General features: G+C 60.9%; 25 protein-coding genes. 14 read left to right on the top strand and 11 right to left on the bottom strand.

Annotated elements, in window-relative coordinates; all coding sequences use genetic code 11:
- Nucleotides 1–268 precede the first annotated feature (268 nt).
- From ISN39_RS03990 to ISN39_RS04000, 3 genes are read left to right on the top strand one after another with little or no spacing between them, the layout of a single operon-like run.
- Nucleotides 269–574, top strand: coding sequence for a hypothetical protein (locus ISN39_RS03990; RefSeq protein ID WP_194729255.1), 306 nt, complete (start codon nucleotides 269–271; stop codon nucleotides 572–574).
- Nucleotides 575–576: 2 nt separating this feature from the next.
- Nucleotides 577–810 (top strand): hypothetical protein, encoded by a 234-nt coding sequence (locus ISN39_RS03995; protein WP_194729256.1) that lies wholly within the window; start codon nucleotides 577–579, stop codon nucleotides 808–810.
- 3 nt (nucleotides 811–813) lie between these two features.
- Nucleotides 814–1,170 carry a hypothetical protein gene (locus ISN39_RS04000; RefSeq protein ID WP_194729257.1) on the top strand — a complete coding sequence of 119 codons (357 nt, stop codon included), beginning with the start codon at nucleotides 814–816 and terminating at the stop codon, nucleotides 1,168–1,170.
- A gap of 8 nt (nucleotides 1,171–1,178) precedes the next feature.
- On the opposite strand, the gene ISN39_RS04005 is transcribed toward ISN39_RS04000, so the two are convergent.
- The 3 genes from ISN39_RS04005 to ISN39_RS04015 form a co-directional block, all read right to left on the bottom strand.
- Nucleotides 1,179–1,601, bottom strand: coding sequence for a SufE family protein (locus tag ISN39_RS04005; RefSeq protein ID WP_022714528.1), 423 nt, complete (start codon nucleotides 1,599–1,601; stop codon nucleotides 1,179–1,181).
- A 14-nt stretch (nucleotides 1,602–1,615) separates the two neighbouring features.
- On the bottom strand, nucleotides 1,616–1,855 hold the full coding sequence (locus ISN39_RS04010) for a hypothetical protein (RefSeq protein ID WP_194729258.1): 240 nt from the start codon (nucleotides 1,853–1,855) through the stop codon (nucleotides 1,616–1,618).
- A 304-nt stretch (nucleotides 1,856–2,159) separates the two neighbouring features.
- A complete protein-coding gene (locus tag ISN39_RS04015; RefSeq protein ID WP_074067068.1) occupies nucleotides 2,160–2,645 on the bottom strand; it encodes a DUF5330 domain-containing protein in 486 nt (161 codons plus the stop codon).
- A 453-nt stretch (nucleotides 2,646–3,098) separates the two neighbouring features.
- Between ISN39_RS04015 and ISN39_RS04020 the strand changes: the two genes are divergently transcribed.
- The 3 genes from ISN39_RS04020 (at nucleotide 3,099) to ISN39_RS36080 (ending at nucleotide 6,106) form a co-directional block, all read left to right on the top strand.
- On the top strand, nucleotides 3,099–4,640 hold the full coding sequence (locus tag ISN39_RS04020; protein ID WP_194729259.1) for a HAMP domain-containing sensor histidine kinase: 1,542 nt from the start codon (nucleotides 3,099–3,101) through the stop codon (nucleotides 4,638–4,640).
- Nucleotides 4,612–5,541, top strand: coding sequence for a peptidoglycan-binding protein (locus ISN39_RS04025; RefSeq protein ID WP_194729260.1), 930 nt, complete (start codon nucleotides 4,612–4,614; stop codon nucleotides 5,539–5,541). Before ISN39_RS04020 ends, ISN39_RS04025 begins: the two co-directional genes overlap by 29 nt.
- A 328-nt stretch (nucleotides 5,542–5,869) precedes the next feature.
- Nucleotides 5,870–6,106: a hypothetical protein gene (locus ISN39_RS36080; RefSeq protein WP_074070208.1), complete on the top strand. Its 237-nt coding sequence runs from the start codon at nucleotides 5,870–5,872 to the stop codon at nucleotides 6,104–6,106.
- Nucleotides 6,107–6,192: 86 nt separating this feature from the next.
- Here the strand turns inward: ISN39_RS36080 and ISN39_RS04030 are convergent, their stop codons facing one another.
- Both ISN39_RS04030 and ISN39_RS37575 read right to left on the bottom strand, forming a co-directional pair.
- Entirely contained in the window at nucleotides 6,193–7,155 is a 963-nt protein-coding gene (locus tag ISN39_RS04030; RefSeq protein ID WP_074067071.1) for a hypothetical protein, read from the bottom strand.
- 243 nt (nucleotides 7,156–7,398) lie between these two features.
- Nucleotides 7,399–8,739: an Ig-like domain-containing protein gene (locus ISN39_RS37575; protein ID WP_194729261.1), complete on the bottom strand. Its 1,341-nt coding sequence runs from the start codon at nucleotides 8,737–8,739 to the stop codon at nucleotides 7,399–7,401.
- 161 nt (nucleotides 8,740–8,900) lie between these two features.
- Between ISN39_RS37575 and ISN39_RS04040 the strand changes: the two genes are divergently transcribed.
- The 3 genes from ISN39_RS04040 to ISN39_RS04050 all read left to right on the top strand — a co-directional run bounded on the left by ISN39_RS04040 (nucleotide 8,901) and on the right by ISN39_RS04050 (nucleotide 12,198).
- Nucleotides 8,901–9,539: a class I SAM-dependent methyltransferase gene (locus ISN39_RS04040; protein WP_194729262.1), complete on the top strand. Its 639-nt coding sequence runs from the start codon at nucleotides 8,901–8,903 to the stop codon at nucleotides 9,537–9,539.
- A gap of 417 nt (nucleotides 9,540–9,956) precedes the next feature.
- Nucleotides 9,957–10,724: a TetR/AcrR family transcriptional regulator C-terminal domain-containing protein gene (locus ISN39_RS04045; RefSeq protein WP_074067074.1), complete on the top strand. Its 768-nt coding sequence runs from the start codon at nucleotides 9,957–9,959 to the stop codon at nucleotides 10,722–10,724.
- A gap of 376 nt (nucleotides 10,725–11,100) precedes the next feature.
- A complete protein-coding gene (locus ISN39_RS04050) occupies nucleotides 11,101–12,198 on the top strand; it encodes a porin (protein ID WP_039844342.1) in 1,098 nt (365 codons plus the stop codon).
- An 84-nt stretch (nucleotides 12,199–12,282) separates the two neighbouring features.
- Here ISN39_RS04050 and ISN39_RS04055 read toward each other — a convergent pair whose 3' ends face one another.
- The gene (locus ISN39_RS04055; RefSeq protein ID WP_194729263.1) at nucleotides 12,283–12,864 is read right to left on the bottom strand and encodes a TetR/AcrR family transcriptional regulator; all 582 of its coding nucleotides are present in this window, start codon (nucleotides 12,862–12,864) and stop codon (nucleotides 12,283–12,285) included.
- A gap of 322 nt (nucleotides 12,865–13,186) precedes the next feature.
- Between ISN39_RS04055 and ISN39_RS04060 the strand changes: the two genes are divergently transcribed.
- The 3 genes from ISN39_RS04060 (at nucleotide 13,187) to ISN39_RS04070 (ending at nucleotide 15,709) form a co-directional block, all read left to right on the top strand.
- Nucleotides 13,187–13,759: a TetR/AcrR family transcriptional regulator gene (locus ISN39_RS04060; protein WP_194729264.1), complete on the top strand. Its 573-nt coding sequence runs from the start codon at nucleotides 13,187–13,189 to the stop codon at nucleotides 13,757–13,759.
- Between the two features lie 119 nt (nucleotides 13,760–13,878).
- Nucleotides 13,879–15,315: a methyl-accepting chemotaxis protein gene (locus tag ISN39_RS04065; RefSeq protein WP_194729265.1), complete on the top strand. Its 1,437-nt coding sequence runs from the start codon at nucleotides 13,879–13,881 to the stop codon at nucleotides 15,313–15,315.
- Between the two features lie 37 nt (nucleotides 15,316–15,352).
- A complete protein-coding gene (locus tag ISN39_RS04070) occupies nucleotides 15,353–15,709 on the top strand; it encodes a DUF1491 family protein (protein WP_194729266.1) in 357 nt (118 codons plus the stop codon).
- A gap of 5 nt (nucleotides 15,710–15,714) precedes the next feature.
- Here ISN39_RS04070 and ISN39_RS04075 read toward each other — a convergent pair whose 3' ends face one another.
- Together ISN39_RS04075 and ISN39_RS04080 are read right to left on the bottom strand one after the other, a co-directional pair.
- Nucleotides 15,715–16,755 carry a hypothetical protein gene (locus tag ISN39_RS04075; protein WP_194729267.1) on the bottom strand — a complete coding sequence of 347 codons (1,041 nt, stop codon included), beginning with the start codon at nucleotides 16,753–16,755 and terminating at the stop codon, nucleotides 15,715–15,717.
- A gap of 229 nt (nucleotides 16,756–16,984) precedes the next feature.
- The gene (locus ISN39_RS04080; protein WP_194730097.1) at nucleotides 16,985–17,191 is read right to left on the bottom strand and encodes a hypothetical protein; all 207 of its coding nucleotides are present in this window, start codon (nucleotides 17,189–17,191) and stop codon (nucleotides 16,985–16,987) included.
- A gap of 521 nt (nucleotides 17,192–17,712) precedes the next feature.
- Between ISN39_RS04080 and ISN39_RS04085 the strand changes: the two genes are divergently transcribed.
- Nucleotides 17,713–17,892, top strand: coding sequence for a hypothetical protein (locus tag ISN39_RS04085; protein WP_074067081.1), 180 nt, complete (start codon nucleotides 17,713–17,715; stop codon nucleotides 17,890–17,892).
- A 9-nt stretch (nucleotides 17,893–17,901) separates the two neighbouring features.
- Here the strand turns inward: ISN39_RS04085 and ISN39_RS04090 are convergent, their stop codons facing one another.
- The 3 genes from ISN39_RS04090 to ISN39_RS04100 all read right to left on the bottom strand — a co-directional run bounded on the left by ISN39_RS04090 (nucleotide 17,902) and on the right by ISN39_RS04100 (nucleotide 21,605).
- Nucleotides 17,902–18,453: a DUF1254 domain-containing protein gene (locus tag ISN39_RS04090; protein ID WP_074067082.1), complete on the bottom strand. Its 552-nt coding sequence runs from the start codon at nucleotides 18,451–18,453 to the stop codon at nucleotides 17,902–17,904.
- Nucleotides 18,446–19,033, bottom strand: a complete 588-nt coding sequence (locus ISN39_RS04095) for a DUF1214 domain-containing protein (protein ID WP_194729268.1) — start codon at nucleotides 19,031–19,033, stop codon at nucleotides 18,446–18,448. Before ISN39_RS04095 ends, ISN39_RS04090 begins: the two co-directional genes overlap by 8 nt.
- Before the next feature lie 433 nt (nucleotides 19,034–19,466).
- Nucleotides 19,467–21,605: a transglycosylase domain-containing protein gene (locus ISN39_RS04100; protein ID WP_194729269.1), complete on the bottom strand. Its 2,139-nt coding sequence runs from the start codon at nucleotides 21,603–21,605 to the stop codon at nucleotides 19,467–19,469.
- Between the two features lie 186 nt (nucleotides 21,606–21,791).
- Between ISN39_RS04100 and ISN39_RS04105 the strand changes: the two genes are divergently transcribed.
- Entirely contained in the window at nucleotides 21,792–22,265 is a 474-nt protein-coding gene (locus ISN39_RS04105; RefSeq protein WP_194730098.1) for a YcgN family cysteine cluster protein, read from the top strand.
- Nucleotides 22,266–22,296: the final 31 nt, after the last annotated feature.

Here is a 22,296-nt window from a genome sequence, read left to right on the forward strand (position 1 = left end):
GGCCGGGCGAAATCGCACGGACCTTCCTCGTCATCGCTTTTCACACCAGTGCAAGTACATCCGTGGTCAATTGTCTGAAGCGACTGAAGGCATCGCGCAGCGGTCCGTTCCGACGCCGCCAACCGCCTGACGATATATAAGGGAATGCGAAAGATATCGTTTGCTTTGTATTCCCTGAAAGCGCACTGTCCAGCCTCCAGCAGCCATTTTCACGGGCGCTGCTGTCTGAGGGCGGTCATGCCCTAGCCCCGACCGAAAGGAGGACTGCATGTCTTCCGAAGTCACCATGAAATACCTGAACAGCGAGGACCTTGGCATACTGCAGCAGGTGCTGAGCGATGCAGGCTATACCGGCGACATTCGTTTCGATCAGCCTCGGACTTTTAATGCTGCGGCACTGCTGCTCATCCAGTTGTTCCAGGCAGGCACGACCTCGCCCGCCGAGCTTGCAAGTGAACTCGACCGCCACTTCGGCAAGGCAAAGCGTGTCGTCGCCATGCCTCCTACCGTTCCGCCGTTTCACCGTTTTGCCATTCAGGGCCTTCCGTCCTCGCTTTCCGCGATCGTCCACTGAACATGAACATAAGGCCACCCACCTTCGACGTCGACGATGCCCGGCGCGCGAACGAGTGCGCCTGCGTCTTCGACCATCTGGCGACGCAGATTGCGATTGAAGCCGCAAACGCGGGGTGGCTGCAGAGCGAGGTTGCATTGGCCCTCGCTGACGCCGCCGAGCGCTACGTCATGCGTGTCGCAGCCTGCGCCCACGAGATGCCGATTGCGGCCAACTGCAACGTTCGGGAGGCCTGACGCATGCGGAGCGGCCTTCTCATCGCGTTCTTTTGCGCATCCGCGGCTCTTTATCTGGCGTGGGGACAGATCGCTGCCTATCAGGAGCGGGAGCGCATTCAAACCGCCGATGCCGCCGAGCGCCGAACACGACTGGCGGAACTTTCCGCAGACGGCTGCAATGGGGCCGTTGGCTCCCTTTCGGCGATGGAGCATCGGCTCCTCAAGGCCGGAGGCATCGAGATCCCTGAGGCTCTGGCGAGCGACATCACGTTATGTCTCGAAGAGAATATCATGTCCGGCCGTTCACGGCTGCAGATGGAGCGGACGCACTTGATCAGGCTGTTTCCACGCGAGACGAGCGTATTGCCAAACGAATGACGGCGCGCTTAAGCCGCGACCCTCACCCGCGCTTCTTCCCGGATCCGGTTCACCATGGACCTCAGCCCGTTGGAGCGCTGGGACGACAGGTTCTCGACAAGGCCGATCTTCGAGAAGATATCGAAAGCATCGAGGCCCGCGATCTCCGAGGCCCTCTTGCCGGAATAGGTGGCAAGCACGATAGCGACGAGGCCACGCACGATATGCGCGTCGGAATCGCCCTCGAAGATCAGCACCGGATTTTCAGGATCCCCCTCGGGATGCGTCACCAGCCAGACCTGGCTGGCGCAGCCCATCACCTTGTTCGCGGACGTCTTCTTGTCGTCCGGCAGGTCCGGCAGTCCCTTGCCGAGTTCGATGACATAGCGGTAGCGGTCCTCCCAGTCGTCAAGGAAGGAGAAGTCGTCGATGATCTCGTCGAGAGATGCCATAAGTGGGCCTTTCACTATTGTGAGTGATATAGGTGAACTGCCGCCGCTTTTGAACCATTAAAAAGAAAAACGTCTGCCAGGCGGCAAACGCCATGGGGTCGGCCGCCGCACCACATCTGCCGCAGCAGCCCATTGCTGCGAATGAACTGGTGATAGAGGGCAGCTTCGCCATGGCACACCAGCAGCGCGACAAGCAGGCGGGCGCCAAGGCCGTGAGGCAGGCGCGAAGGATAGTCGGCGAAGTTCGGCAGCATTGCGGGGAGGCCGCGCCGCTCACGATATCATGCCGATGCCGCTGGCGGCCATGCCGAGAATGACGACGCCAACGGCATCCTGATCCTCTTTCCTTGCGCCCTGTTCCTCGCCTCAAGATCAAAGGCGGCCTTCGTCGCCAGCCCGCCTATCCTTCGAACGCATAGAAAAAACGCCGTGAGGGATGGGCACCCTCACGGCGCAGCACAATGCTGAAATCAAACAGGGCAGGCACGTCAGGCACGGGCATCTCCGTATCATGCGGATCGCCGGTGCAAGCTTGGGGCGGAGAACTCCGCGGAATTCTTAAAGGACCGGCTTCGGTGTCGGCAAGGGAATGGCGCCGGTTACGACCTTGTCGGAAACCGATTCGTCCTCCACCGGCGGGCGGTAGGGCATCGGCTGGTTCAGTGCGGCAGCCCTGTGCTCTTTTGCGGAAGGAGCATCGGCTGCGACGGGAGAATCGGTAAGCGGTGCGGCCGGCGTCGCCTCCGCAAGAGCCGGTGCCGTCTCGTCCGAGAACTGGCTGTCCAGCAGCTCATAAGCGACGCGGGCGCCTTCGCGGGCCCGGTAGCCGAGGGCGGTGAGCGTTTCCGCGCCCTTGGCGCAGACCTCCGGCTTCTCGTTGCACATGCCGGTGAGATATTCATAGGCGCCGCTTGCGGCGGTGAAGGCGTCGAAGAATTGGATTTGCGGGTCGTTGGCAAGCCGCGTCGAGCTCTCCGAGCTGAAGAGCGGCAAGAGGACCAGCACAAGGCCGAACCAGAACGATCCTTTGATCAGAAGCCACATTGTCGTTGCCCATCCTGTTTTTCCCGTCCGGTCTTCTCGCCGAATCAGGCCCGGTTTTCCGGTGTGCTTTCACCCTAGCGAGGAAATGCGAATGCCACTTTTCGAAACTCGACGGCATTTGCGGCAAATTTAATTCGAATTTTAAATAAAGGCATTCTGAGCGCATTTCAGTCAAATTGTAGCCATCGGGGTTAAGCATAGCGCAGTGGGCTGCCTGGAATTGCAGGGATTCCCTAAGGGCAGCGTGCCGCAAAGGTTAACACAATGCCGAAATGCGAGCGAAATCCATCGCTTACCCCCTATTAACCACAAAAACCAAAGGGCCCTGCGGATGGCTCAAAATGGGATTTTTACAGCTTTTGGGCTGTGGAGGGCCGCTTTGCCTTATCCTTTCCTTAAGCCGCCGGGGCCTATTGTCCGCACTGTGTAAAGAGCCTTTTCGGCGGGTATTGCGTGCGCGTATTGAGTGACATTGGCGGACGGGCGGCAGCCCTCGTGGACCGAGCAGCGGCAGGCTGGCTTTCCCGCACGGGAAGCGGCGAAGCTGTTGCCGAGCGCGAGCTTGCGATCCTGCGCCGCCTTGTCTTCCTCTCTTCCGCGGCCTTGATCGCTGCGCCTTTCGGCCTCTCCTTCGTCACCAGCCCCGCCGTGGCACTGCCTGCAGGTGTCGCGACCGTCTGCGCTGCCTTCCTCTTTTCAGCCGTGGGCAGCATCGCGCTTGCCCGCCAGAGCGCTGCTGTGTCGGCCGTCGCCGCGGCGCCCGCGGAAGACTTCTTCCTGGAAAACAGTGCCGGCCTCGTTCTCTTCCTCGATCCGCAAGGCAACGTCACCACCGCCGGTGGCCGTGACTGCCGCGAGTTCCTCGCCTGGATGCGCGATCCGAAGGGCAGGGGCTTCATCGAGCAGGTGCATGTCTCCGACCGCATCTTCGTCCTGCAGGCGCTCGACCGGCTGCGCCAGGGCGAGGAGTGCGCCAGCGTCGACCTTCGCCTCGACCGCCCCTGCGTTTCCCTTGATCTTCGCCAGTTCGCGCATCTCAGAATGGACATGACGGCGCGGCGCGATGAGGACGGCGAGCTCCTGGCCGTCGTCGCCCAGCTCCGCGACGTCTCGGTCGAACAGCAGCTGCGCATGGAAGCCCAAAGCCGGGCGGCCGATGCCGAATCCGCCAACGATGCCAAGTCGCGCTTCCTCGCCGCCGTCAGCCATGAGCTGCGCACGCCGCTGAACGCCATCCTCGGCTTCTCGGATATCCTGCTCGGCGAATATTTCGGCAAGTTCGACAATGAGCGCCAGCGCGAATACGTGACCCTGGTACGCGAGTCCGGCGCGCACCTGCTTTCCGTCGTCAACACCATGCTCGACATGAGCAAGATCGAGGCCGGCCGCTATGAGCTGCTGCTCGAACCGTTCGATGTCGGCGCCTCGGTCCGCTCCTGCGAGGCGATGCTTGCGCTGCAGGCCAAGGGCAAGGGTGTGACGCTGACGAGCCGCATCCAGCGCGGTCTCGACGAGGTTGTCGCCGACCAGCGCGCCATCCAGCAGATCCTCATCAATCTCGTCGGCAACGCCGTGAAGTTCACCGATGCCGGCGGCGCCGTCACCGTCGATGCGGCGGTGCGCGACGGCATCCTGCAGATCAGCGTCAGCGACACCGGCATCGGCATTCCGGCCGACAGGCTCGAATCGCTCGGCCAGCCCTTCATGCAGGTGCAGAACGATTATACACGTCATTACGAGGGCACGGGCCTCGGCCTGTCGCTGGTGAAGGGCCTCGTGGCACTGCATGGCGGTCACTTCGCGATTGCCAGCGTTCCCGGCGAAGGCACGATCATCACCATTTCGATCGCGGCGGATGGTTCCGGCGCCGGTGCCGCGCATGCGGAAAAGGACGGGGCGGTCGATTTCCCGCCGCGCCTGAAAATTGCGGCGACGAATGTCGCTGGACTGGAAGAGGGGCTTTTCGATGGCCGCGCGCAAGCGAAAATCGCCTAAGGGAAGGAGAGGCCGGCAGCAGCCGAGCCTGCTTCTCACAGGGGCTGCCGCCCTCGGCGGCGTGGGCATGACGGGCGCATCTGCGCTCGGCGGCGTCATTGCGCGCAATCCGTCGGTCGCAGGCGGGACCACCGCCTTTGTCGTCATCTTCAGCTTCGTCGCCGCCAATGCGCTCTGGTATCAGCCGGGTACGCATCCGCATCCCTTCTTTCGCACCCGCGATGTGCTAGCGCCCTTCTCGATCGGCCGTCCGACCGTGGAAGAGCCGCACCCAGGCGACGTCACGACCTTCAAGATCGAACGTCCGGGCGAGGAGGGCGCTGCCTCGACCACCAATGCGACGCCGCCGGCTGCAGCACCCGGCCAAGAGCCCAGTCAGCTGGTCATGGACATCCAGAAGGAGCTCATCCGCCGCGGCCTCTATAACGGCACGGCCGACGGTATCATCGGCCCGCGCACCAGCGCCGCGATCCTCTTCTTCGAGGAAACCGTCGACATGCTGCCGAGTGGCGATGCGACGCCGGATGTGCTTGCCGCCCTCAGGACCGATTCCATCGGCCCCTCGGCCGTTCCCGCCGAGAAGCCGCGCGAGGATGTGACCTCGAAAGCCTCGGCCGAGGATCCGGTCGCCGCCGCCATCCGCAGCGCCGAAAAGCAGATCAAGACCGCGCCCGCCGGCCCGAAGCAGGTCCCATCATCCGAGCTCACCAATGTCGATCTGGTACTGAGAATCCAGAAGGGCCTTTCCAACATGGCCTACGCCAATGTCGGCGTCGACGGTGTCGCCGGCGAACAAACCCGCACCGCCATCCGCCGCTTCCAAAAGCACTACAACCTGCCGGAAACCGGCGAGCCCAACGAGGCGGTACTGAAGAAGTTGAAGGAAATCGGTGCGATTTGAGGTTGGGTGAGAGCTGGCATCAAAGCTCGTCCAATGTGCATCTTCACTCCGACGACTCTGGTTCCTGGCGCCGTTTGAGGCGCTTTCAGCACCGTTTCACGACGTCGTTCCCGCGTGCGGCTCGACGAGGCGATCCGGCGTTGTCAGGAGCGTGGCGCAATACGCTGACCGATGCCGGGCAATCGCGGAGCTCTGCCAGCGCCTCCCTTCGCTGGGAGAGCTTGAACGGCAAGGCTGAGCCGGGAGGAAATCTTGCGGCAAGTGATCGGCGCGGTAGGAAGCCACCTTGCTTCGTGCCAACTGCGAACATTTGCGCTATGCTCAGCCGATGGAACGCCGGCACGCCAAATGGATTGCAACGCTATCGTTGGCCGTGGCCGCAGCGAGCGTCGCTGCGGCGCACCCGGATTCGCGCTGCACCTGCCGCAATCGGGATGGCACGAAGTACGAGCTTGGCCAGACTGCCTGCATCAGGGTGGGCGGAGCGTCGTATCTCGCACGCTGCGAGATGGAGTTGAACGTCACGACATGGCGTAAATTGCGGGACGGTTGCCCGGAGGCCTGAACCGCAACGGCGGGCCGCTCTGCCAAGAGCACATCCAATCACCGAAGCCGGTCCAGCCGGGCCGGCTTCGAAAATCCGGGGGACGGCTATCTGATCACCGGCTCGCCGTGATACCGGCGCTTTGACGGCTTCGATACGCCAAATCCGACTTCCATCATCAGGCGCGGCGTATGTTTGGCGAGCGTTCCCATATGGAAGCCGAAGGGATCTTCGACAAAGCCGGTGCCCGCCTTTCCTGTCAGCGTGACTGCGCTCTCCTTGCCGTAGAAGCCCAGCACGTCCTCGGCCGAATGTCCGACAAGCAGTGTCAACTGGTGCTTCATCCGGCGGCGGTTGTGGCTGCCTTGAACATAGACATGCGGACCGGCATCCGCATCGACGTCGGACAGATAGAAGAAGAATTTCAGCATCCGCCAGTCGTCGAGATCGAAGTGGAACTTGAACGAGGCGCGGCTTAGATCGGCTTCCGAGGCAGACGTCGTGGGGAAACTCCACCATGTCCGCGTGGTGATCAGTTTCGCCTCGCCGCCGAGATAATGCCGCGCGATATTGAGGAGCAGCGGATCTTGCTGCACGGCGACCGCTGCCTTGCATTGCAGAACCCGCTCGAAATGATGGCCGCTCAATATCGTGCGCTCGAAGCGGCGTTCGGCTTCGGCATGCTCTCCGGCGAGAAACTCGACCTTGCGCTCGAAATTGCCGAAACACGGCGTCTCGCGTGCAAAACGGGCGATTTCCTCATGGATGGCTGGCGGCAAAGTGAGGCCGGTGAAGATGCCATTTCTTCGCAATTCCGCAGCGGCTTTCTCCGCCTTGATCGCGCCAAACATTGACGGTGCAGTTGCCGAAGACGGAATGGGTCTGGCGGTCAGCCAATGGGCGCGACGGAAAGGCATCGTGCGCGCCAGCAGGAACATCGGCAGCCAGGCGGGATTTTCCTTGAGATCGGTTAAATAGGTTGGTACGCGCGCTGCCATGCGGCGAAGGGGCCCGCCTGTGCGGGCAATGGCTTCGAGGTCTTTCGGCTTAGATTTTGGCGCATCAAGCATCTGACATCCTTATTCGAACATGGTTTCCCATGGCGTTTTCCCCGTGGCGCCGGGCCCACGGTAGGTGGTTTTGGATCATGATGCAATGCAACATGGGGATTGCAGCCTGCTATATGGTTAATAACCAATTGAATAAATTAAAGAATTTCGGACACTGAGTCCCGCCGGGCAACGAGGCTGCGCCCGTATGTATGTGGCAACAAACGGGCGGCGCGCCGGTTCTAAAGCCGGTTGGGGCGGCGCCTAGAAGAAATGGAAGTCGTCGGCGGCAAGCGATGTGCCGTGGCTCACGGCCGCAAACGCCACCGCGGCCGCATCGCCGCTCCCGTCGGAATCGAAGAGCAGGCGGCCAGAGCATGTGTCGTAGATGATGTGGTCGTCCTCATGAAGCGCGGCTGTGCCCTTCGCGAAGGCCCCAGGGTCGAGCGCGCCCGCCACAACGCCGGCGAACACGGAGCTGTCCAGCCGGAAGAGGTCGTCAGCGGAGCTGAAGTCGAGGATTTTGTCGCAATTCGCCCGGCCGGGCTCGGTGTCGAAGACGAAGATGTCGCCGCCCGCTCCGCCGGAGAGTGTGTCGCGGCCGGTTCCGCCGTTGAGAGTGTCGTCGCCGCCGCCGCCGCGCAGGCGGTCCTTGCCAGCGCCGCCATCAACGGTATCGTCGAACCGGCTGCCGGTGATCCGGTCATTGCCGCCCATCGCGGCGACGAGAACCGGGTGATCGTACGCCTCATAGGTGGTGACGTCTTTCGCATCGGTGAGCGTGATCTCTTCGGCCGGCGGCACGATCATGATGGTGATCGTCGCCAGATTGCTGTTGCCCTGGCCGTCGGTGGCGTAAACCGTGAAACTGTCGGTGCCGGCGAAGCCGGCCGCCGGAGAATAGTCGAAGAGGTTACCGTTCAGGTAGTCTTGGTGATAGTGCAGGCTGCCCACATATTGGCCCTGATGAAACGGATAGTAGCCTGCTTCATATCGCGTCTCCTGCTGCAGCGTGCCATGGTCCGGCCCGTCCACGATGACGAAGCTCAACAGGTCGAAATCGGCATCCGACGCGCTGAACTTGATGTCGTCGAGCGATTGGCCAGGAGAAAGCGTGAAGCTCATGTCGGCGGCGGTGGGCGCATGGTTGACGAAGGTGTCGGGCTGCAGCGCGCCGCCTTCCAGGATGATCTGATGCGGGCCGTACTGGGTGTTTTCGCCGCCGAAATATTCGTTGGCGCCTTGCCATGTCACCACCATGTCGTCGGGGCTTTCGGCAGTGACGGAGATAATCTCAGTCGAAAGATAGGCCGCCTGGTCGGAGAGCGTGCGGATATAGCGGCCTTCGTTGTCGAAGACGAAAGTTTCCACCGTCGTGAAGATCTCGGTCCTGCCGTCATTGGTGAAGGTGGTGACGGTAAAGAAACCGTCGAACACGTCGACCGAGGCAAGATCGACCCAGCCGTACGGATAATCTGTATGCGCGGCCCCCGGTCCGAGGACGTCGCCGTCCGTTTCCGTTATGCTGAAAAGGATTGCATCGGGGCTCTCGTTGTTGATGTCTTCCCATACGGTAAGCTCACTGCCATTGCTCAAAGTGGGCATCGTATTTTCCTTCGTTGCAGGGAAACGGCACTGCGGACATCTTCACGGAGAGGCAAGATAGGCTGGGATGCGGGCCGATCAAGCTTGGCGATGGGGTTGACGCTTCCTTCGGCATGCTCGCTCGAAATCTGGTAAACTTTCTTCCTCAAAAAGGAGTGGGTATGTCCACAAGTGACCGGCAAGCCCATTGGCAGACTGTCTACAAGACCAAGGCGGAGAGCGAAGTCAGTTGGTACGAGGATACGCCGGAACTCTCGATGGTTCTGCTGCGTCAGGCCGGGCTGACGCCGGACATGTCGGTGATCGACATCGGCGGCGGGACCTCGCGGCTGGTCGATGCTCTTGTGGCATCCGGCCAGGCCCATATCAGCGTCCTCGATCTGTCTGCCGCAGCCATCGAGACGGCAAAGTCGCGACTGACAGATGCGACGCGTGTGCAGTGGATCGTATCGGACATGACCGCCTGGACGCCCGGCCGCCAGTATGATCTCTGGCACGATCGCGCCGCCTTTCACTTCCTGACGGAGGCGGCCGACCAAAAGGCCTATGTTCGGGTGCTGGGGCAGGCTCTCAAGAATGGCGGCAAAGCCGTGATCGGTACCTTTGCGCCCGACGGACCGGAAAAATGCAGCGGCCTGCCGGTCGCCCGCTACGATGCGCAAAGCCTGCAGGATGTTCTCGGCAGCGGGTTCAAGCTTGCCGCAACGCGCCGGCATGAGCACACGACCCCATGGGGATCGGTGCAGCAATTCCAGTTCAGCACGTTCGAGAAGGTCGCTGGCACGGAGTCGTTTGCTTGAACGATCCGAAACGCCCGGCACGCCGGCTCCTCCATCGCCGCCCCATCGATCAGATTATTGGTGCGCGCCAATTGCGGCGAGTTGTCGCGTCCCGTTCTTTCGTGCGTGTGAAGCCAACGTGACGGAGCCTCGAAACCTGAAGGAAATTGGGGCGATTTGACCGTGGCGGACCGGCTTTCGCACCGCGGAAAATTGCGAAGGCAATGTGCCTGCAGGGCCTTGAAATTCGTTAGGGCAATATCGAAATGTAATTTTGATTGTCATCGGCCGCTGGTTGGCGAAGAGGTACGTTTTGAGACCGTGGTCAACTTCGCTTGAAAGATACCAGCCGTATGGTATCTTTTTCCTGTCTGATACTGTTGGCCGACGGCCCATGGCCGGCCAGCTCAAAGATTTTTGCCTGCCGGGATAGCCCGAATGTTGTTTGAAGATTCCGGCAGCGCTCTATCCGAAACACATATTTCTGATCGCGCCATGTATAAATCAATCGCCTCCCTGAGCAGCGCGGACAACCCGCGGCTTTACAAGGTTCTTTTCGACCATTTCTCGTCGCTCTATCCGGCAATAGCCAAATCGAGCGTGGCTGAATTTCACTTAGGGGGCGATCAGACTTTTCGGCTCCTTCGAGGGTCGAAGGACCTCACTTTCGAGGTTGTCTACTCCGACATTTCCCGGTTCGCCTCTATCACCCGATCATTGAATTCACGAGCACGAAAATACATCACGGGCTTTGCTCTTCAGTGGAGCACTTCGCGCGTGGCACCTCCGCGCGGACTCCTGCAGCTTCCTCGTCCGCTGGATGAAACGCGGGTTCCTGAAGATGTGCTGATGGTGATCTTCCATCTTGATCAAGCCGATCCGGTCGAAGCCGAACGTAAGATCATGGCATGCATCAGCGCGCTCTATCCCACCGGTCCGACATTGCAGCGAGAGGCGCACGACTATAACGGCCAAAGAGCAATAGCGCAGCTCGCTGACTGGCTGTCGTTCCAGGATGCAAAGCGCGTGCTTGACATCGAAGACCCGGACCACGCGGCAACGATGCTGATCTCGATGATGTTTGGAGGAATGGCATCCTGCATGACCGCAGGTGGCGGCTTGCCGGACAGATCGAGCCTTATTGGCTATCTCAAAGGGTGCATCCACCTCTTCGTGAGAGGTTGCCGCTGCAAAGAGGCCGCCTGACCGGAAGAGCCGGATATGGCACTGCCGGCTGCTGTTCACCACCCCATTTTTGCGTGGCGGTGGAGCTCGGCTTTCTTTTGTTGGAATCTCTCTCAGCGGCCTCTTTAGCTTGGCCGGGCAGCACAATCTTGACCGCGAAACGGCCGCTCTGGCAGGTCTGATTGTGGCAAAAATACAACGTCCGCTGGTTCGAAACTATATTTGGTACGAACACGTTTATTAAATAATTGACGGGCTGGCGCATCGCCTGTTCTAAAGGTTGCGTTGCCGGAGCAAATCGCCCCGGCAACTCCTGGCGGACTGAAATTTCAGGGGACCGCATCCATCGCGCTAGCAAGAGCCAACCTTGGGGTTGGCCTCTGGAACGGAGACAAAAATGAACATTAAGAGCCTTCTTCTCGGCTCCGCTGCTGCCCTCGCAGTAGTTTCCGGTGCTCAGGCCGCCGACGCCATCGTCGCTGCCGAACCGGAACCGGTTGAGTACGTCCGCGTCTGCGACGCTTACGGCACCGGCTACTTCTACATCCCGGGCACCGAAACCTGCCTCCAGATCGGCGGCTACGTCCGTTTCGACGTTGGCTTCGGTGCTGGCGACGCATTCAAGAACAACGGCTCTGAGGACTGGGATGCCCGCACGCGTGCGCACATCAACGTCATCGCAAAGAGCGATACGGAATACGGCGTTCTGACGAGTGCGATCATTCTTGAATCCAATTTCCGTCCGAACGAAGTTGACAGCGACGCTCGTTCGGCTGGAGCATCTTCTACGTTCGGCAGTTCTCAGGACAGCACTGGCATCGACGAGGCTTACATCGATCTCGCCGGCTTCCGTGTTGGTAAGTTCGCCAACTGGTGGGATGATGACTTCTCGGGCGAAACCGACGTCATGACGACCCTCGATGGTTCGACGAAGCAGAACTCCATCCGCTATCAGTACGACGCTGGCGACTTCTATGCCGGTATCGCTCTCGAAGAACTGGTTCAGACAGAGGGCGGAAATGCCAACAACCTCGGTATCGACGGTTCCATCGGCGGCAAGGTCGGCGGCTTCACCTATGCGATTATCGGCGCTTACGACACCGACGCCCAGGAAGGCGCCGTACTCGCAAAGGTCGGCGTTGACGTTGGCCCGGGCACGCTTTCGGTTGCCGGTATCTATTCCACCGGTCTGGGCGATCAGGGCTTCAACGGCTACTACGACGCCGGCGAATGGTCCGTGGCTGCTCAGTACGCGCTCAAGGCAACCGACAAGTTCACGGTCACCCCTGCTGTTCAGTACATCGACAACATCGATGCCGACGCGAGTGGCAGCTGGGACAGCGGTAGCGAGCTGCGTGCTGGCGTTACGCTCGATTACAAGGTCGTAGAGAACCTTTCCACAAAGCTCACTGCAACCTATGTTTCGGACGATCACGACAACGCGGCGGATCAGGACTGGGTCGAAGGCTTCTTCCGCCTGCAGCGCGACTTCTAATCAAACGCGATAAAACTGATCTGAATTGACCTCTGATCAGTTTCGAGGGAAGAGCCCGGTATCCCAGCCGGGCTCTTCTTCAATTCAGGCGGTCAGCCCCTTTGCGAAAATATTAAGGCTCGAACGAAGGTAGGCTCGAGTCCGCTTCGCGCGTTTTTCCAAATCCATTTCCGCCCGGCCGATGCTCAAGCTTCCGAAGACGATGCCGATCAGCATGGTGGCTGCAGCGTCTGCGTCAGCAACCGTTATACGGCCCTTCTGCTTCATCTGCCTGAGCCACTCGGCGAGCTTTGCACGCGCGAGGCTGAAATCGTCCCGCAATTCCGCGACGTGTTCCGCCGCTTCCCAGCCGACCTCTATCATGAAGTAGTCATTCATGCCGGGCGCGTCTGCCGCACCGTCTTCATCGATAAAGAAGATTCTGGCGAGCTGTTCCTCCAGCGGAAGCTGGTCATCAATTTCCGGTACGAAGAAAATGGAATCGCTTCGAGATTTCAGTATATCCCGCAGAAGGTCAGCTTTTCCGTTGAAGAACTCGTAGAAGGTTCGTTTGGAAATGCCGCATCTGGCCGCTATCACATCAACCGTCGTATTGATGTATCCGTATTCGATGAAGACATCGCATCCCACGCCGATTATCTCATCCCGTCGCTGATCGGTGTCCACGCTTTTAGGACGCCCGCGCGGCCTCTTTACATTTTCCCCAGTTTTTGAACTCACGATCCCTCATCGCTTATAATTTTTTTCCACCCCGGCTTCGACTGATACATGAACCGGCCTGGCCGGTACAGGCCATCTGGACCCGCTCATCCGACGCGCGGCCCTCACGCCCAGCTCACGCATTGTCACCGTTGCGTTACGATCTCAAGCTTCTCAAAAGAATTTGCCCGAAGCAATACAGATGTTATTTTGTGCGACACACATTGCCATCGCGCGGCACGCTCTGATTACGTGCCTTGATTGCGTGCCGGGGGGCAAGAGATAGACGATGGAAAGTTCGTACAGGCGCAGGAAACAGCCGGAGCTGGTCAAGCGGACCCTGATAGATGAAGCGGCAAAACTTGCCGTGCGGGAAGGGCTTGCCTCCGTGACCGTTCAGGCCGTATCGGACGCAGCGGGCGTGACCAAGGGCGGCTTCATCCATCATTTTCCGAGCAAGAAGGACCTGATCGACGCCGTCTTCGGGGAACTTCTTGAAGCGATCGATGACGATATCGATGCCCGTATGGCCAAGGACCCCGAGCCGTATGGCGCGTTCACGCGCGCCTACATCAACTCGGTCTTCCAAAACAATCTCTGCGCCAAGGGCGGCCAGTGGGCGCCGCTGACGATTTCGGCGCTGACGGATCCGTATCTGCGCGAACTCATGGCAAGCTGGGTCGAGGAACGGGCGCAGCGCCACAATGAGACGGATGGCGATACGCACTTGAAGATCGCGCGCCTGGCTGCCGACGGCATCTGGCTCGCCCATCTTTATAAGATCAAGATCACCGATCCAGAGACGCTGAGGTCTGAGCTTTTGGCAACCACCAGAAAGCCGGATGCGCAGCGCAAGAACTAGGATACTTGCACCGATTCGGGTATGCGCCCTACAACCTAAGTCTAAGCCGCCGCGTTCGTTTGCAACTTATTAACCATATTACCTGAAGCTTTCCTAATTTGCTTGGGGGAGCCGAGGTCATGTATGCGCTGAAGACGGTGGAGGAGGTTGCCGACGAGCCGGATGGGCACAGCGCGGAGGCGTTGCGGCATGTCCTTTCCAGGCTCGCGGAAGAGGCGTCCACGCTCGGCATCGATCTCGTCGATATCGCCGGCGCCATCCAGGACATGGCGGCGATGTCGGCGCGCCATGCGACGGCATTCGACGATGTGACGCGGACAGCACTTTCGATCGCCGAGACGAACCGGGCAGTTGCCGTGTCGCTCAACGAGACGGACCGGACAGCAGCGGAGGCCCGGCACATGCTGAAGGAATCGGCCGGCCGCCTGTCGGGCTCGGTCGAAGAGATCGGCCATATGGTGGAGTCCTCTGAGGAGATCAGCGCCGAGATCAATACCTTCTCCAAATCGCTTGCCGATGTCGACAAGGTTGCCGCAGAGATCAGCACCATCGCGCGGCAGACGAACCTTTTGGCGCTCAACGCCGCAATCGAAGCGGCACGCGCCGGCGAAGCGGGCAAGGGCTTTGCCGTCGTCGCCTCGGAAATCCGCGCGCTGTCGCTACAGACCTCCAAGGCGACTGGCTCCATCCAGGATACGCTGGACGAGCTGCGCATCAGGATCGACCGTCTCTCGGCGGCAGGCAGCGGTGCGCGCGAAAGTGCTGCCGGCGTCAAGGACAAGTCCGAGGCGATGCGCGGCGCATTCACCAAGATGGAGCATGTGATCACCCAGATCCTCGACAGCTCCACGGTCATGGCAAGGACCACCGAGGCTGTCGACCAGCAATGCGCCGGTTTCGTCGCCAAGCTCGGCGAGATGTCGGCCGAAGTGCTGCATTCCAACGTGAAGCTCCAGCACGCCGCAAAGCGCGTCGACAGAGTCGTCGGCCTTTCCGAGAAACTGGTGCAGTTGACAGCAAGCGCCGGCGTGCAAACGGCAGACAGCCTCTGGATCGCCAAGGCGCAAGGTGTGGCCGCCGCGATTTCCGACGTCTTCGAACATGCCGTCGCCGAGGGCCGCATCGGCTTCGAGGCGTTGTTCAACCGGCAGTACCGGCCGATCCCGGGAACCGATCCGGTGCAGCTCATGGCGGCTTTCACGGAACTCACCGACCGCCTGCTGCCGCCGATCCAGGAGCCCGTCGCAGCCTGCGACGAGCACATCGCCTTTTGCGCAGCGGTCGACGAGAACGGCTATCTGCCGACGCACAACCGGAAATTCTCCGAACCCCAGCGGCCGGGCGATACGGTGTGGAACACCGCCAACTGCCGCAGCCGGCGCATCTTCAACGACCGCGTCGGCCTCGCCGCGGGAAAAAGCACAGCACCTTTCCTCGTGCAGACCTATCGCCGCGACATGGGCGGCGGCAGTTTCGTGATGATGAAGGACATCTCCGCGCCGATCACCGTCTGCGGGCGGCATTGGGGCGGGCTGAGGCTGGCGGTAAAGGTCTAGCGTTGCCGCCCGCACTCCGCCGGTCTATACCGCGCCCATGAGATTGCGCACCGACATCTTCGTTTCCGCCCTCCTGCGCCGCGTTTTCGCCAGGGGCGATTTCGCCGCTATTGAGAAGAAGGGGGCGGAGGAAGCAGGTGCCATCTTCATCCGCCAGCATTTCCGCGACGGGCTCGAAACGCTCTACGCGCCTGCGCCGCAAAGCGTCTTCGGTGAGCAGGAGAGCGGCATGCGTCTTTTTGAAATCAGGCTTGACAAATCGGAAGCCGAGAAGGTGCGCGAACTGCTCGACCGCGAGCGGAAGTTCGATCCGGATCTTTGGATCGTCGAGCTCGAAGCCGAAGACGTCGCGGAGATCGTGCCGCTGGCCGACGAGCGGCAGACCCCCCTCTGAAGTTCTTACCGGCGGCCGACGATGCGGCTATCGCGTGCCGGCGGCTCCTGGCGCATGGCGCGCGGGGCGGAAGCGGCGGCTTGCTCGGCCGGCACCTGGTCTTCCGGCTTGTAGGTATAGCTGTCGGCGCGACGCCAGGCTTCGACCCGCTGATGGCATTCGTCCGGATCGAGCGCATCCAGCACCATCCAGGCGCGAGTCACGTTGTGCTGCGGCTCGGAAAGATGCGGATACAGTCTCTCCAGCACGAAAACGGCGTCGAGAAAGCCCATGCCGAGGCTGGTCAGGGTCGTTGCGAGCTGCTGGCCGGAGAGATCCAGCATGATGCGCTCGGCAAGCCAGCGGCTGGCCGAAAGCGCCTCGGCAAGCGCCGTTGCGAAGGACCCGGCCTCCCGTGCGCGAGCAAAGCGGACGAGCAGCGCCTCCTGCATGTCGGACAGCGTGCGCAGGCCGAGGCGGTTGCCGTCATTGCGTCCGAGATGTCGTGCCAGCCCCTTGATCCTTTCGCGCATCGCCTCTTCGCTGGCAAGGCGCGCGACGAAATCGGCCGCCTCCATCGAGGCAGCGGTCGGCGGGAGCGCATGCGCTTCTGCCGGCTCTTCGGCAACGGCGGCTGGCGCAGTCTGGCGCGGCTCGGCCTGGCGCAGCGCCACGAGCGCATCGATGACCTTCGGCGAAAGGCTGTCGCGGCTGACGATCGCCCGGGCGTGGGCAGCTCCCTGCGACCGGGCGATGACGGTCAACGTATCGTCGTCGACCGCCTGCGAAGCCGTCAGGAACGGCGCGGCGATTGCGATCGGCTGGCTGCCGATGAAGAGGGCAACGGCCGATGGTATGGTCTTGCACTGGGAAAGTGCGGCAACCGCCTGGCGGCGAGCTTCGTCGGAAGAGGCCTGAAAAAGCGGCATGAACAGTTCGGCGAACTGGCGCAGCTCGGATCGGGTGGGATGCGCCAACCCTTCGAAACTGCTGACTGTCGCCATCAATACCACATCCTTTTTCCGGATGGCCAGGGGCCCCTCTAGGTCTCGAAACCGGTCACGCACACGAACACCCTGGGAAACGCGGAACTCGGGCCCTCATGCGCTGGCGGAACGCACATCAACCCATACGAAGATGAACAAATCCTACACCGGCACGGTTAACGGTTGCTGAAGATTTTAATCAAATACGAGACGATGATACACGCAAAAAGTGCATCGTGAAGGATCGCCAGCGCAATGAAAAAGCGCCTTGCAGCGGCAAGGCGCTCCGGACGCACACTCGGGATGCAGTTCAAAGACCTTTGTGCGAACGCATGGCCGTCAGCAGCTTTTCGCTATCGGTATGGCCTGCCTGGTAAAGATCGAGCGCGGCAGAGGCGGCAAATCGCGCTTCGGCGCTTTTGATATCGATCCGCTTTTCCGCGCACCATGCGTCCAATGTGCATCTCAGCACATCGAGGTCTTCCGGAGAATATGACGAGTTCAACATCAAAGACATCATCTGCCCTCCGTTCTTGCGGCAAGAGCATACATGGTCTCCCAACCGGCCGTTGCCCTAAAACTCGACTGGCAAAAACACGATACGCTCAAATGCGGCGGCTGCAATTAAATATTGTCTGTGGCGCAAATATGCAACAGTCGCCCTTTCCCGGGGTTTCGCCGAGTCGTGATTTTAAGTAATTGAAATCATTGTTAAATTATATTCGTGTTTTTGCTCTCGTCGGATTGAAACCAAACGGCTGGTAACCGCGTTTAATAACCGGTGTCGTGCAGACGCCTCGAACCTGCAATATTAGTAAACTGTTAACTATCGTGTGTCTCAATTCGGATAGGAACGGCGCGATTGAGTGCTTCGGTCGTCAAGATTCCGCTTCACGGTATTTCGAATAGGTGCCGTGAGAAAGGCGCGAATGCCCTCGGTCCGGAATATCCGGCGCCGCAGGACGCGCTGGCCCGTGCAGGCGGGCAGGGTGAAATCCGCTCACGTTCATCCGTCTCGGGCAGTGCATGGAGACGAGAATGGCCATAGTAGTCGCATTGGCGGACCGGCGGCCACAGGTGCCACGCCGCAAGGAAAAGGAGCCGGTCAAGGCTCAGATTCTGCTGTTTACGGGCGTACGCTACGAGCGCCTCCCGGAGATGCCGAAGCGCCCGGCGCAGCGCGCATCGCGTGTGGAGAACCGCGTGGAGAACGAGTGAGGCCAGGCCTCAGTCGGCGGGTGCATAGGCCTCACAGCCGGCGCCCGCGAGGAAGCTTCTGGCTGCCTCATCGAAGCTTGCCTGCGGGGCAAGCGTTCTGAGCACTGCATAGCCTTGCGGGTGGCTCATCTCGACAAGAATGGTCGGCTGCAGCTCCGCCGGCAGCGATTTGCGCAAACCGGTAAGCTGGATCGGCGTTGCGACGAGAACATCCAGCGCTCCCCCCACAGACGTTCTGTCATTCATGCTGAAGACTTCGTTCGAGGCGCCGTCATAGACGGCGATCGACCAGAACGGCACGTTGCCTTTTGCCGTGAAGCGGACGGGGTTGTCTTCCAGATCGAAGGCGCAGACGGCGGTGCGCAGGAAAGGATCGCTGTTTGCTAGCCCCGCGTCGTCGTTTTGTGCTGAGAGCAGATAGAAATGGTTCGCATCGCCCTCAGCAAGCACCCGCGTCTGGGCGTCCCTGCCGGTGTAGTGCGGCAGCGCGAGAATGATGACGAGATGCAGCAGTGCGGCGCCGAAGAGGCCGGTCAGGATTGAGAATATCAGCCTAAGCATTGCCGCATCCGATCTTCGTAAGCCTCGGCATAGCGAGATCGATGACGCCCGAACTTCCGGCAGTCGGCGTGTCGAACAGCGTCAGCACCAGCCGGAACGTGCCGGCGGCGGGAAGCGCCAGCCAGTTGCCCGGTCTTGCATTGGCGGAAATGTCGATCGTGAAGCTGCTGTCGGCCTGGCGCAGGATCGTCCAGGAATTCAGCGCCGCCGGCAGCCCGGGACGGATAGAGGCGGGATTGCCGCTGTTGTCCGAAGTAAACAGCGTCCACAGCCGGGCAGGCGGCGTCTGGCCGCTGATGCGGTAGCTGCAGGCCGCGTTCAGCCGCTCGCCGCGGTCGTCGACGCTCGCCGTGAATGTCAGCCCCTCGGCGCTGCCATAAAGCAGCTTGCCGGCTCGGGCGCGGTGGGACTTCGCATAAGGATCGGCATCGGCCGTCTGCAATTCGGGAAAGGCTTCCCAGGCGCCGAGCTTGATTGCGCCAAACCCTTGCGTCGCGTCCAACGCATAGAGCGAAACCACGATTCCGCCGCCGAAAGCGACAATCAGCGTGATCGCGATAAAAAGCGGGAATCGAAACACTGCATGCCCTTGGAAACAAATCAGGCGAAAGGGTTAGCATTGATTCCGGCGGGGTGGAATGGCGCGGGCGCGGGCGCGGCCGAATACGCGGTGGAGGATTGGGGTGATATGTGGAGGAAGGAGAAGCTGCCATGCCAAAGACGAGCGACGATTTGCTGCCCAATCCGCATCCGGGCGAAATACTTCGAGAGGAGTTCTTGAAGCCGGCAGCTCGACGGAGATGCGTCGGCAGACGCTGTCGCAGTGTCACCGGAGCGGATCGCTGACATTGTGGACGGCAAGTGCGAGATGACATCCAAATTGGGCGACATCTCTGCAAGGTCTATGAGGCTCTTCGCCGCGCGGACGCACCGTGGCTGGGCTCCTGTGACGAGCGCAGGAATGAGGTTCGTGGGGGTGAACACGCGGCCACCCATCGGTCTTGCAGTGAAACCTACCCCGCGCTCGCCACCTTCTGCGCTTCGAGCGGCGGGGCGGATTTCAGCTTTTCGCCGAGGGCCTTGAGGATCCTGGTCGATTCCACCGAGAGCATGCGGGGACGGATGAGCTGTGGGATGCTGTCTTCGGGTTTGGCGGCGGCGGACTTGGCGGTGTCTTTGGCCGGCGGCGCCGGGTTTTCGACGCCGGGGATGGGACGCAGCACGATGCCCTGGTGGGCGTAATCCATGGCGCGCTTGAAGGTCATGGCGGGAAGCGAGCCGCCGGTCATGTTGTTCGTCGAGGTGTAGTCGTCATTGCCGAACCAGACGGCGCAGGTGTAGTTGCCGGTGAAGCCGACGAACCAGGCGTCGCGATAGGCCTGCGTCGTGCCGGTCTTGCCGCCGGTGAGGATGCCGTTGTCGAGCGCTGCCTTGCGGGCGGTGCCGAAATAGGGGATGCGGGTCAGCATCTGGTTCATGTAGGCATCGGCTTTTTCCGACAGCACGCGCTTGGCCGGCGGCTCGTCGCGGTCGAAATCGTAGAGCACGTCGCCGCCGTAATCGAGGATCTGGGCGATGCCATGGCGACGTGATTGATAGCCGCCCGCCGGAAACACGGCATAAGCCGTCGCCTGGTCGAGAACGGTGACTTCCGACGTTCCGATTGGGATTGTCACGTCGTCGCGCACCGGCGATTCGATGCCCATCGCCTTGGCCATGGCGCGGATCGGCTGGATGCCAAGCTTGTCCTTGGCAAGCCGCACCGGGATCGTGTTGATCGATTGCGCGATCGCCGTTTCGAGCGTAACGCGCCCGGCATAGCGGTTCGCGTAGTTGTGCGGGCTCCAGTTGCCCCAATAGATCGGCGCATCGACGATGGTAGTCTGCGGGGTCATGCCGCTCTCCATCGCCACTGCATAGGTATAGACCTTGAAGGAGGAGCCCGGCTGGCGCAGCGCCCGCGTCGCGCGGTTGAACTGGCTTTCGCCGTAGTCCCGTCCTCCGACCATGGCGCGCACCGCACCGCCGTTTTCAAGCATCACCATCGCGCCCTGCTTGGCGTGAAAGGACTCGCCATATTCGCGCAGCGACGTCTCGACTGAATCTTCTGCCGCCTTCTGGATACCCATGTCGATCGTGGTGCGCACGATCAGTGAATGCTGGTGGAAGCGGGCGGCAAGACGCTGGACCTCCTCGAAGGCCCAGTCGAGGAAGAAATCGGGCGATTCCTGCTCGTTGCGGTCGACGATCGTCGCCGGACTGCGGCGGGCGGCAATCACCTGGCCCTCGGTCATCAATCCGCTCTGGACGATATTGGTAAGCACTTCGTTGGCACGGGCGCGCGCCGCTGGCAAATTGACGTGGGGCGCATATTTCGCCGGCGCCTTGAAGAGGCCGGCAAGCATGGCCGATTCTGCGAGGTTCACATCGGTGATGTTCTTGCCGAAATAGAACTGCGAGGCCGCCGCCGCACCGAAGGTGCCGCCGCCCATATAGGCGCGGTCGAGATAGGTGGAGAGGATCTCCTTCTTCGACAGGTTGGCTTCGAGCCAGAGCGCCAGGAAGGCTTCGGTGATCTTGCGGTCGATCGAGCGCTCGTTGGACAGGAAAAGGTTCTTGGCAAGCTGCTGCGTCAGCGTCGAGCCGCCCTGGACGACTTCGCCGGCGCGGGCATTCTCGCTCATGGCGCGGAACAGGCCGATGAAATCAATGCCGAAATGGTCGAAGAAGCGGCGGTCCTCGGTGGCGAGCACCGCCTTGATCAGCGAATCCGGCAATTCGTCGATGGGCACCGAATTCTGATGGATGACGCCGCGGTGGCCGATGACATTGCCGTAGCGGTCGGTGAAGGTGACGGCGAAATCGCCGCGATTGCGCCAATCTTCCTTGGTAGCCTCGAAGGCAGGCTGGGCGAGGAGGAGCATCAGAACCGACCCGGCAGCGCCGAGCGTCAACGCTTCGCCGCTAAGTTCGAAGACTAAGCGCTTCCAGCCGCGCACGCGGAAGCGGCGGAAAAAGATGGTGACGTCTTCCCAGATCTCGGCGGAGCGGAAACCGGCGTTCCAGAGGGTGGAATCGATCCATGAATCGATCTTCAGCAGGATGTGCCGGCTCCTGCGAGGGCGTTCTTCTGGATTGTCCGGATCCTGCACGTTCTATATTCCCGCCCGATCGCGCTTGACGGCTGGCGAGCCAGGCGTCAGAGCACAGCCATCCTTCGGCATTGCGCTCTTCGATAAACGAAGCATGCTGAATAATTGATTGATTTGGCGGCCGATAACAAGAGAATTGAAGGCGTCTCACGCGGATTTGCGGACGCTGTTGCAAGAAAACGAATGATGAACGAACTACCCTTCTGGAAACGGAAAACGCTGAACGAAATGAACCGCGAGGAATGGGAAAGCCTCTGCGACGGCTGCGGGCTCTGTTGCCTCAACAAGCTGGAGGAGTGGGATTCGGGCGACGTCTATTTCACCTCCGTTGCCTGCAAGCTCCTTGACGGCCAAAGCTGCCGCTGCTCGAACTACGAGAAGCGGCGGGATTTCGTGCCGGACTGCGTGCAGCTGACGAAGGCGAACGTGCAGGAAATCGCCTGGCTGCCGCCGACCTGTGGCTACCGACTGGTGAACGAGGGGCGCGATCTTTACTGGTGGCATCGGCTGGTTTCCGGCGACCCGGAAACCGTGCACCAGGCCGGCATTTCCGCCCGCGGGCGGACGATCAGCGAGACGGAGATCGATCCCGACCACCTGGAAGATTATATCGTCGATTGGCCGCTGACGGTGGGCGACGGCGAGCGGGCGAAGAAGTAGATCCTAAGCGGCGGCGAAGCTTTCGAACGTG

The organism is Rhizobium sp. 007 (assembly GCF_015353075.1).
GTDB lineage: Bacteria > Pseudomonadota > Alphaproteobacteria > Rhizobiales > Rhizobiaceae > Rhizobium.

What these genes read in the sequence shown, in the direction of transcription:
- ISN39_RS03990 (WP_194729255.1), top strand. Translation starts at nt 269, where the DNA reads ATGTCTTCCGAAGTCACCATGAAATACCTGAACAGCGAGGACCTTGGC.
- ISN39_RS03995 (WP_194729256.1), top strand. Translation starts at nt 577, where the DNA reads ATGAACATAAGGCCACCCACCTTCGACGTCGACGATGCCCGGCGCGCG.
- ISN39_RS04000 (WP_194729257.1), top strand. Translation starts at nt 814, where the DNA reads ATGCGGAGCGGCCTTCTCATCGCGTTCTTTTGCGCATCCGCGGCTCTT.
- ISN39_RS04005 (WP_022714528.1), bottom strand. Translation starts at nt 1,601, where the DNA reads ATGGCATCTCTCGACGAGATCATCGACGACTTCTCCTTCCTTGACGAC.
- ISN39_RS04010 (WP_194729258.1), bottom strand. Translation starts at nt 1,855, where the DNA reads ATGCTGCCGAACTTCGCCGACTATCCTTCGCGCCTGCCTCACGGCCTT.
- ISN39_RS04015 (WP_074067068.1), bottom strand. Translation starts at nt 2,645, where the DNA reads ATGTGGCTTCTGATCAAAGGATCGTTCTGGTTCGGCCTTGTGCTGGTC.
- ISN39_RS04025 (WP_194729260.1), top strand. Translation starts at nt 4,612, where the DNA reads ATGGCCGCGCGCAAGCGAAAATCGCCTAAGGGAAGGAGAGGCCGGCAG.
- ISN39_RS36080 (WP_074070208.1), top strand. Translation starts at nt 5,870, where the DNA reads ATGGAACGCCGGCACGCCAAATGGATTGCAACGCTATCGTTGGCCGTG.
- ISN39_RS04030 (WP_074067071.1), bottom strand. Translation starts at nt 7,155, where the DNA reads ATGCTTGATGCGCCAAAATCTAAGCCGAAAGACCTCGAAGCCATTGCC.
- ISN39_RS37575 (WP_194729261.1), bottom strand. Translation starts at nt 8,739, where the DNA reads ATGCCCACTTTGAGCAATGGCAGTGAGCTTACCGTATGGGAAGACATC.
- ISN39_RS04040 (WP_194729262.1), top strand. Translation starts at nt 8,901, where the DNA reads ATGTCCACAAGTGACCGGCAAGCCCATTGGCAGACTGTCTACAAGACC.
- ISN39_RS04045 (WP_074067074.1), top strand. Translation starts at nt 9,957, where the DNA reads ATGTTGTTTGAAGATTCCGGCAGCGCTCTATCCGAAACACATATTTCT.
- ISN39_RS04050 (WP_039844342.1), top strand. Translation starts at nt 11,101, where the DNA reads ATGAACATTAAGAGCCTTCTTCTCGGCTCCGCTGCTGCCCTCGCAGTA.
- ISN39_RS04060 (WP_194729264.1), top strand. Translation starts at nt 13,187, where the DNA reads ATGGAAAGTTCGTACAGGCGCAGGAAACAGCCGGAGCTGGTCAAGCGG.
- ISN39_RS04065 (WP_194729265.1), top strand. Translation starts at nt 13,879, where the DNA reads ATGTATGCGCTGAAGACGGTGGAGGAGGTTGCCGACGAGCCGGATGGG.
- ISN39_RS04070 (WP_194729266.1), top strand. Translation starts at nt 15,353, where the DNA reads ATGAGATTGCGCACCGACATCTTCGTTTCCGCCCTCCTGCGCCGCGTT.
- ISN39_RS04080 (WP_194730097.1), bottom strand. Translation starts at nt 17,191, where the DNA reads ATGTCTTTGATGTTGAACTCGTCATATTCTCCGGAAGACCTCGATGTG.
- ISN39_RS04085 (WP_074067081.1), top strand. Translation starts at nt 17,713, where the DNA reads ATGGCCATAGTAGTCGCATTGGCGGACCGGCGGCCACAGGTGCCACGC.
- ISN39_RS04090 (WP_074067082.1), bottom strand. Translation starts at nt 18,453, where the DNA reads ATGCTTAGGCTGATATTCTCAATCCTGACCGGCCTCTTCGGCGCCGCA.
- ISN39_RS04105 (WP_194730098.1), top strand. Translation starts at nt 21,792, where the DNA reads ATGAACGAACTACCCTTCTGGAAACGGAAAACGCTGAACGAAATGAAC.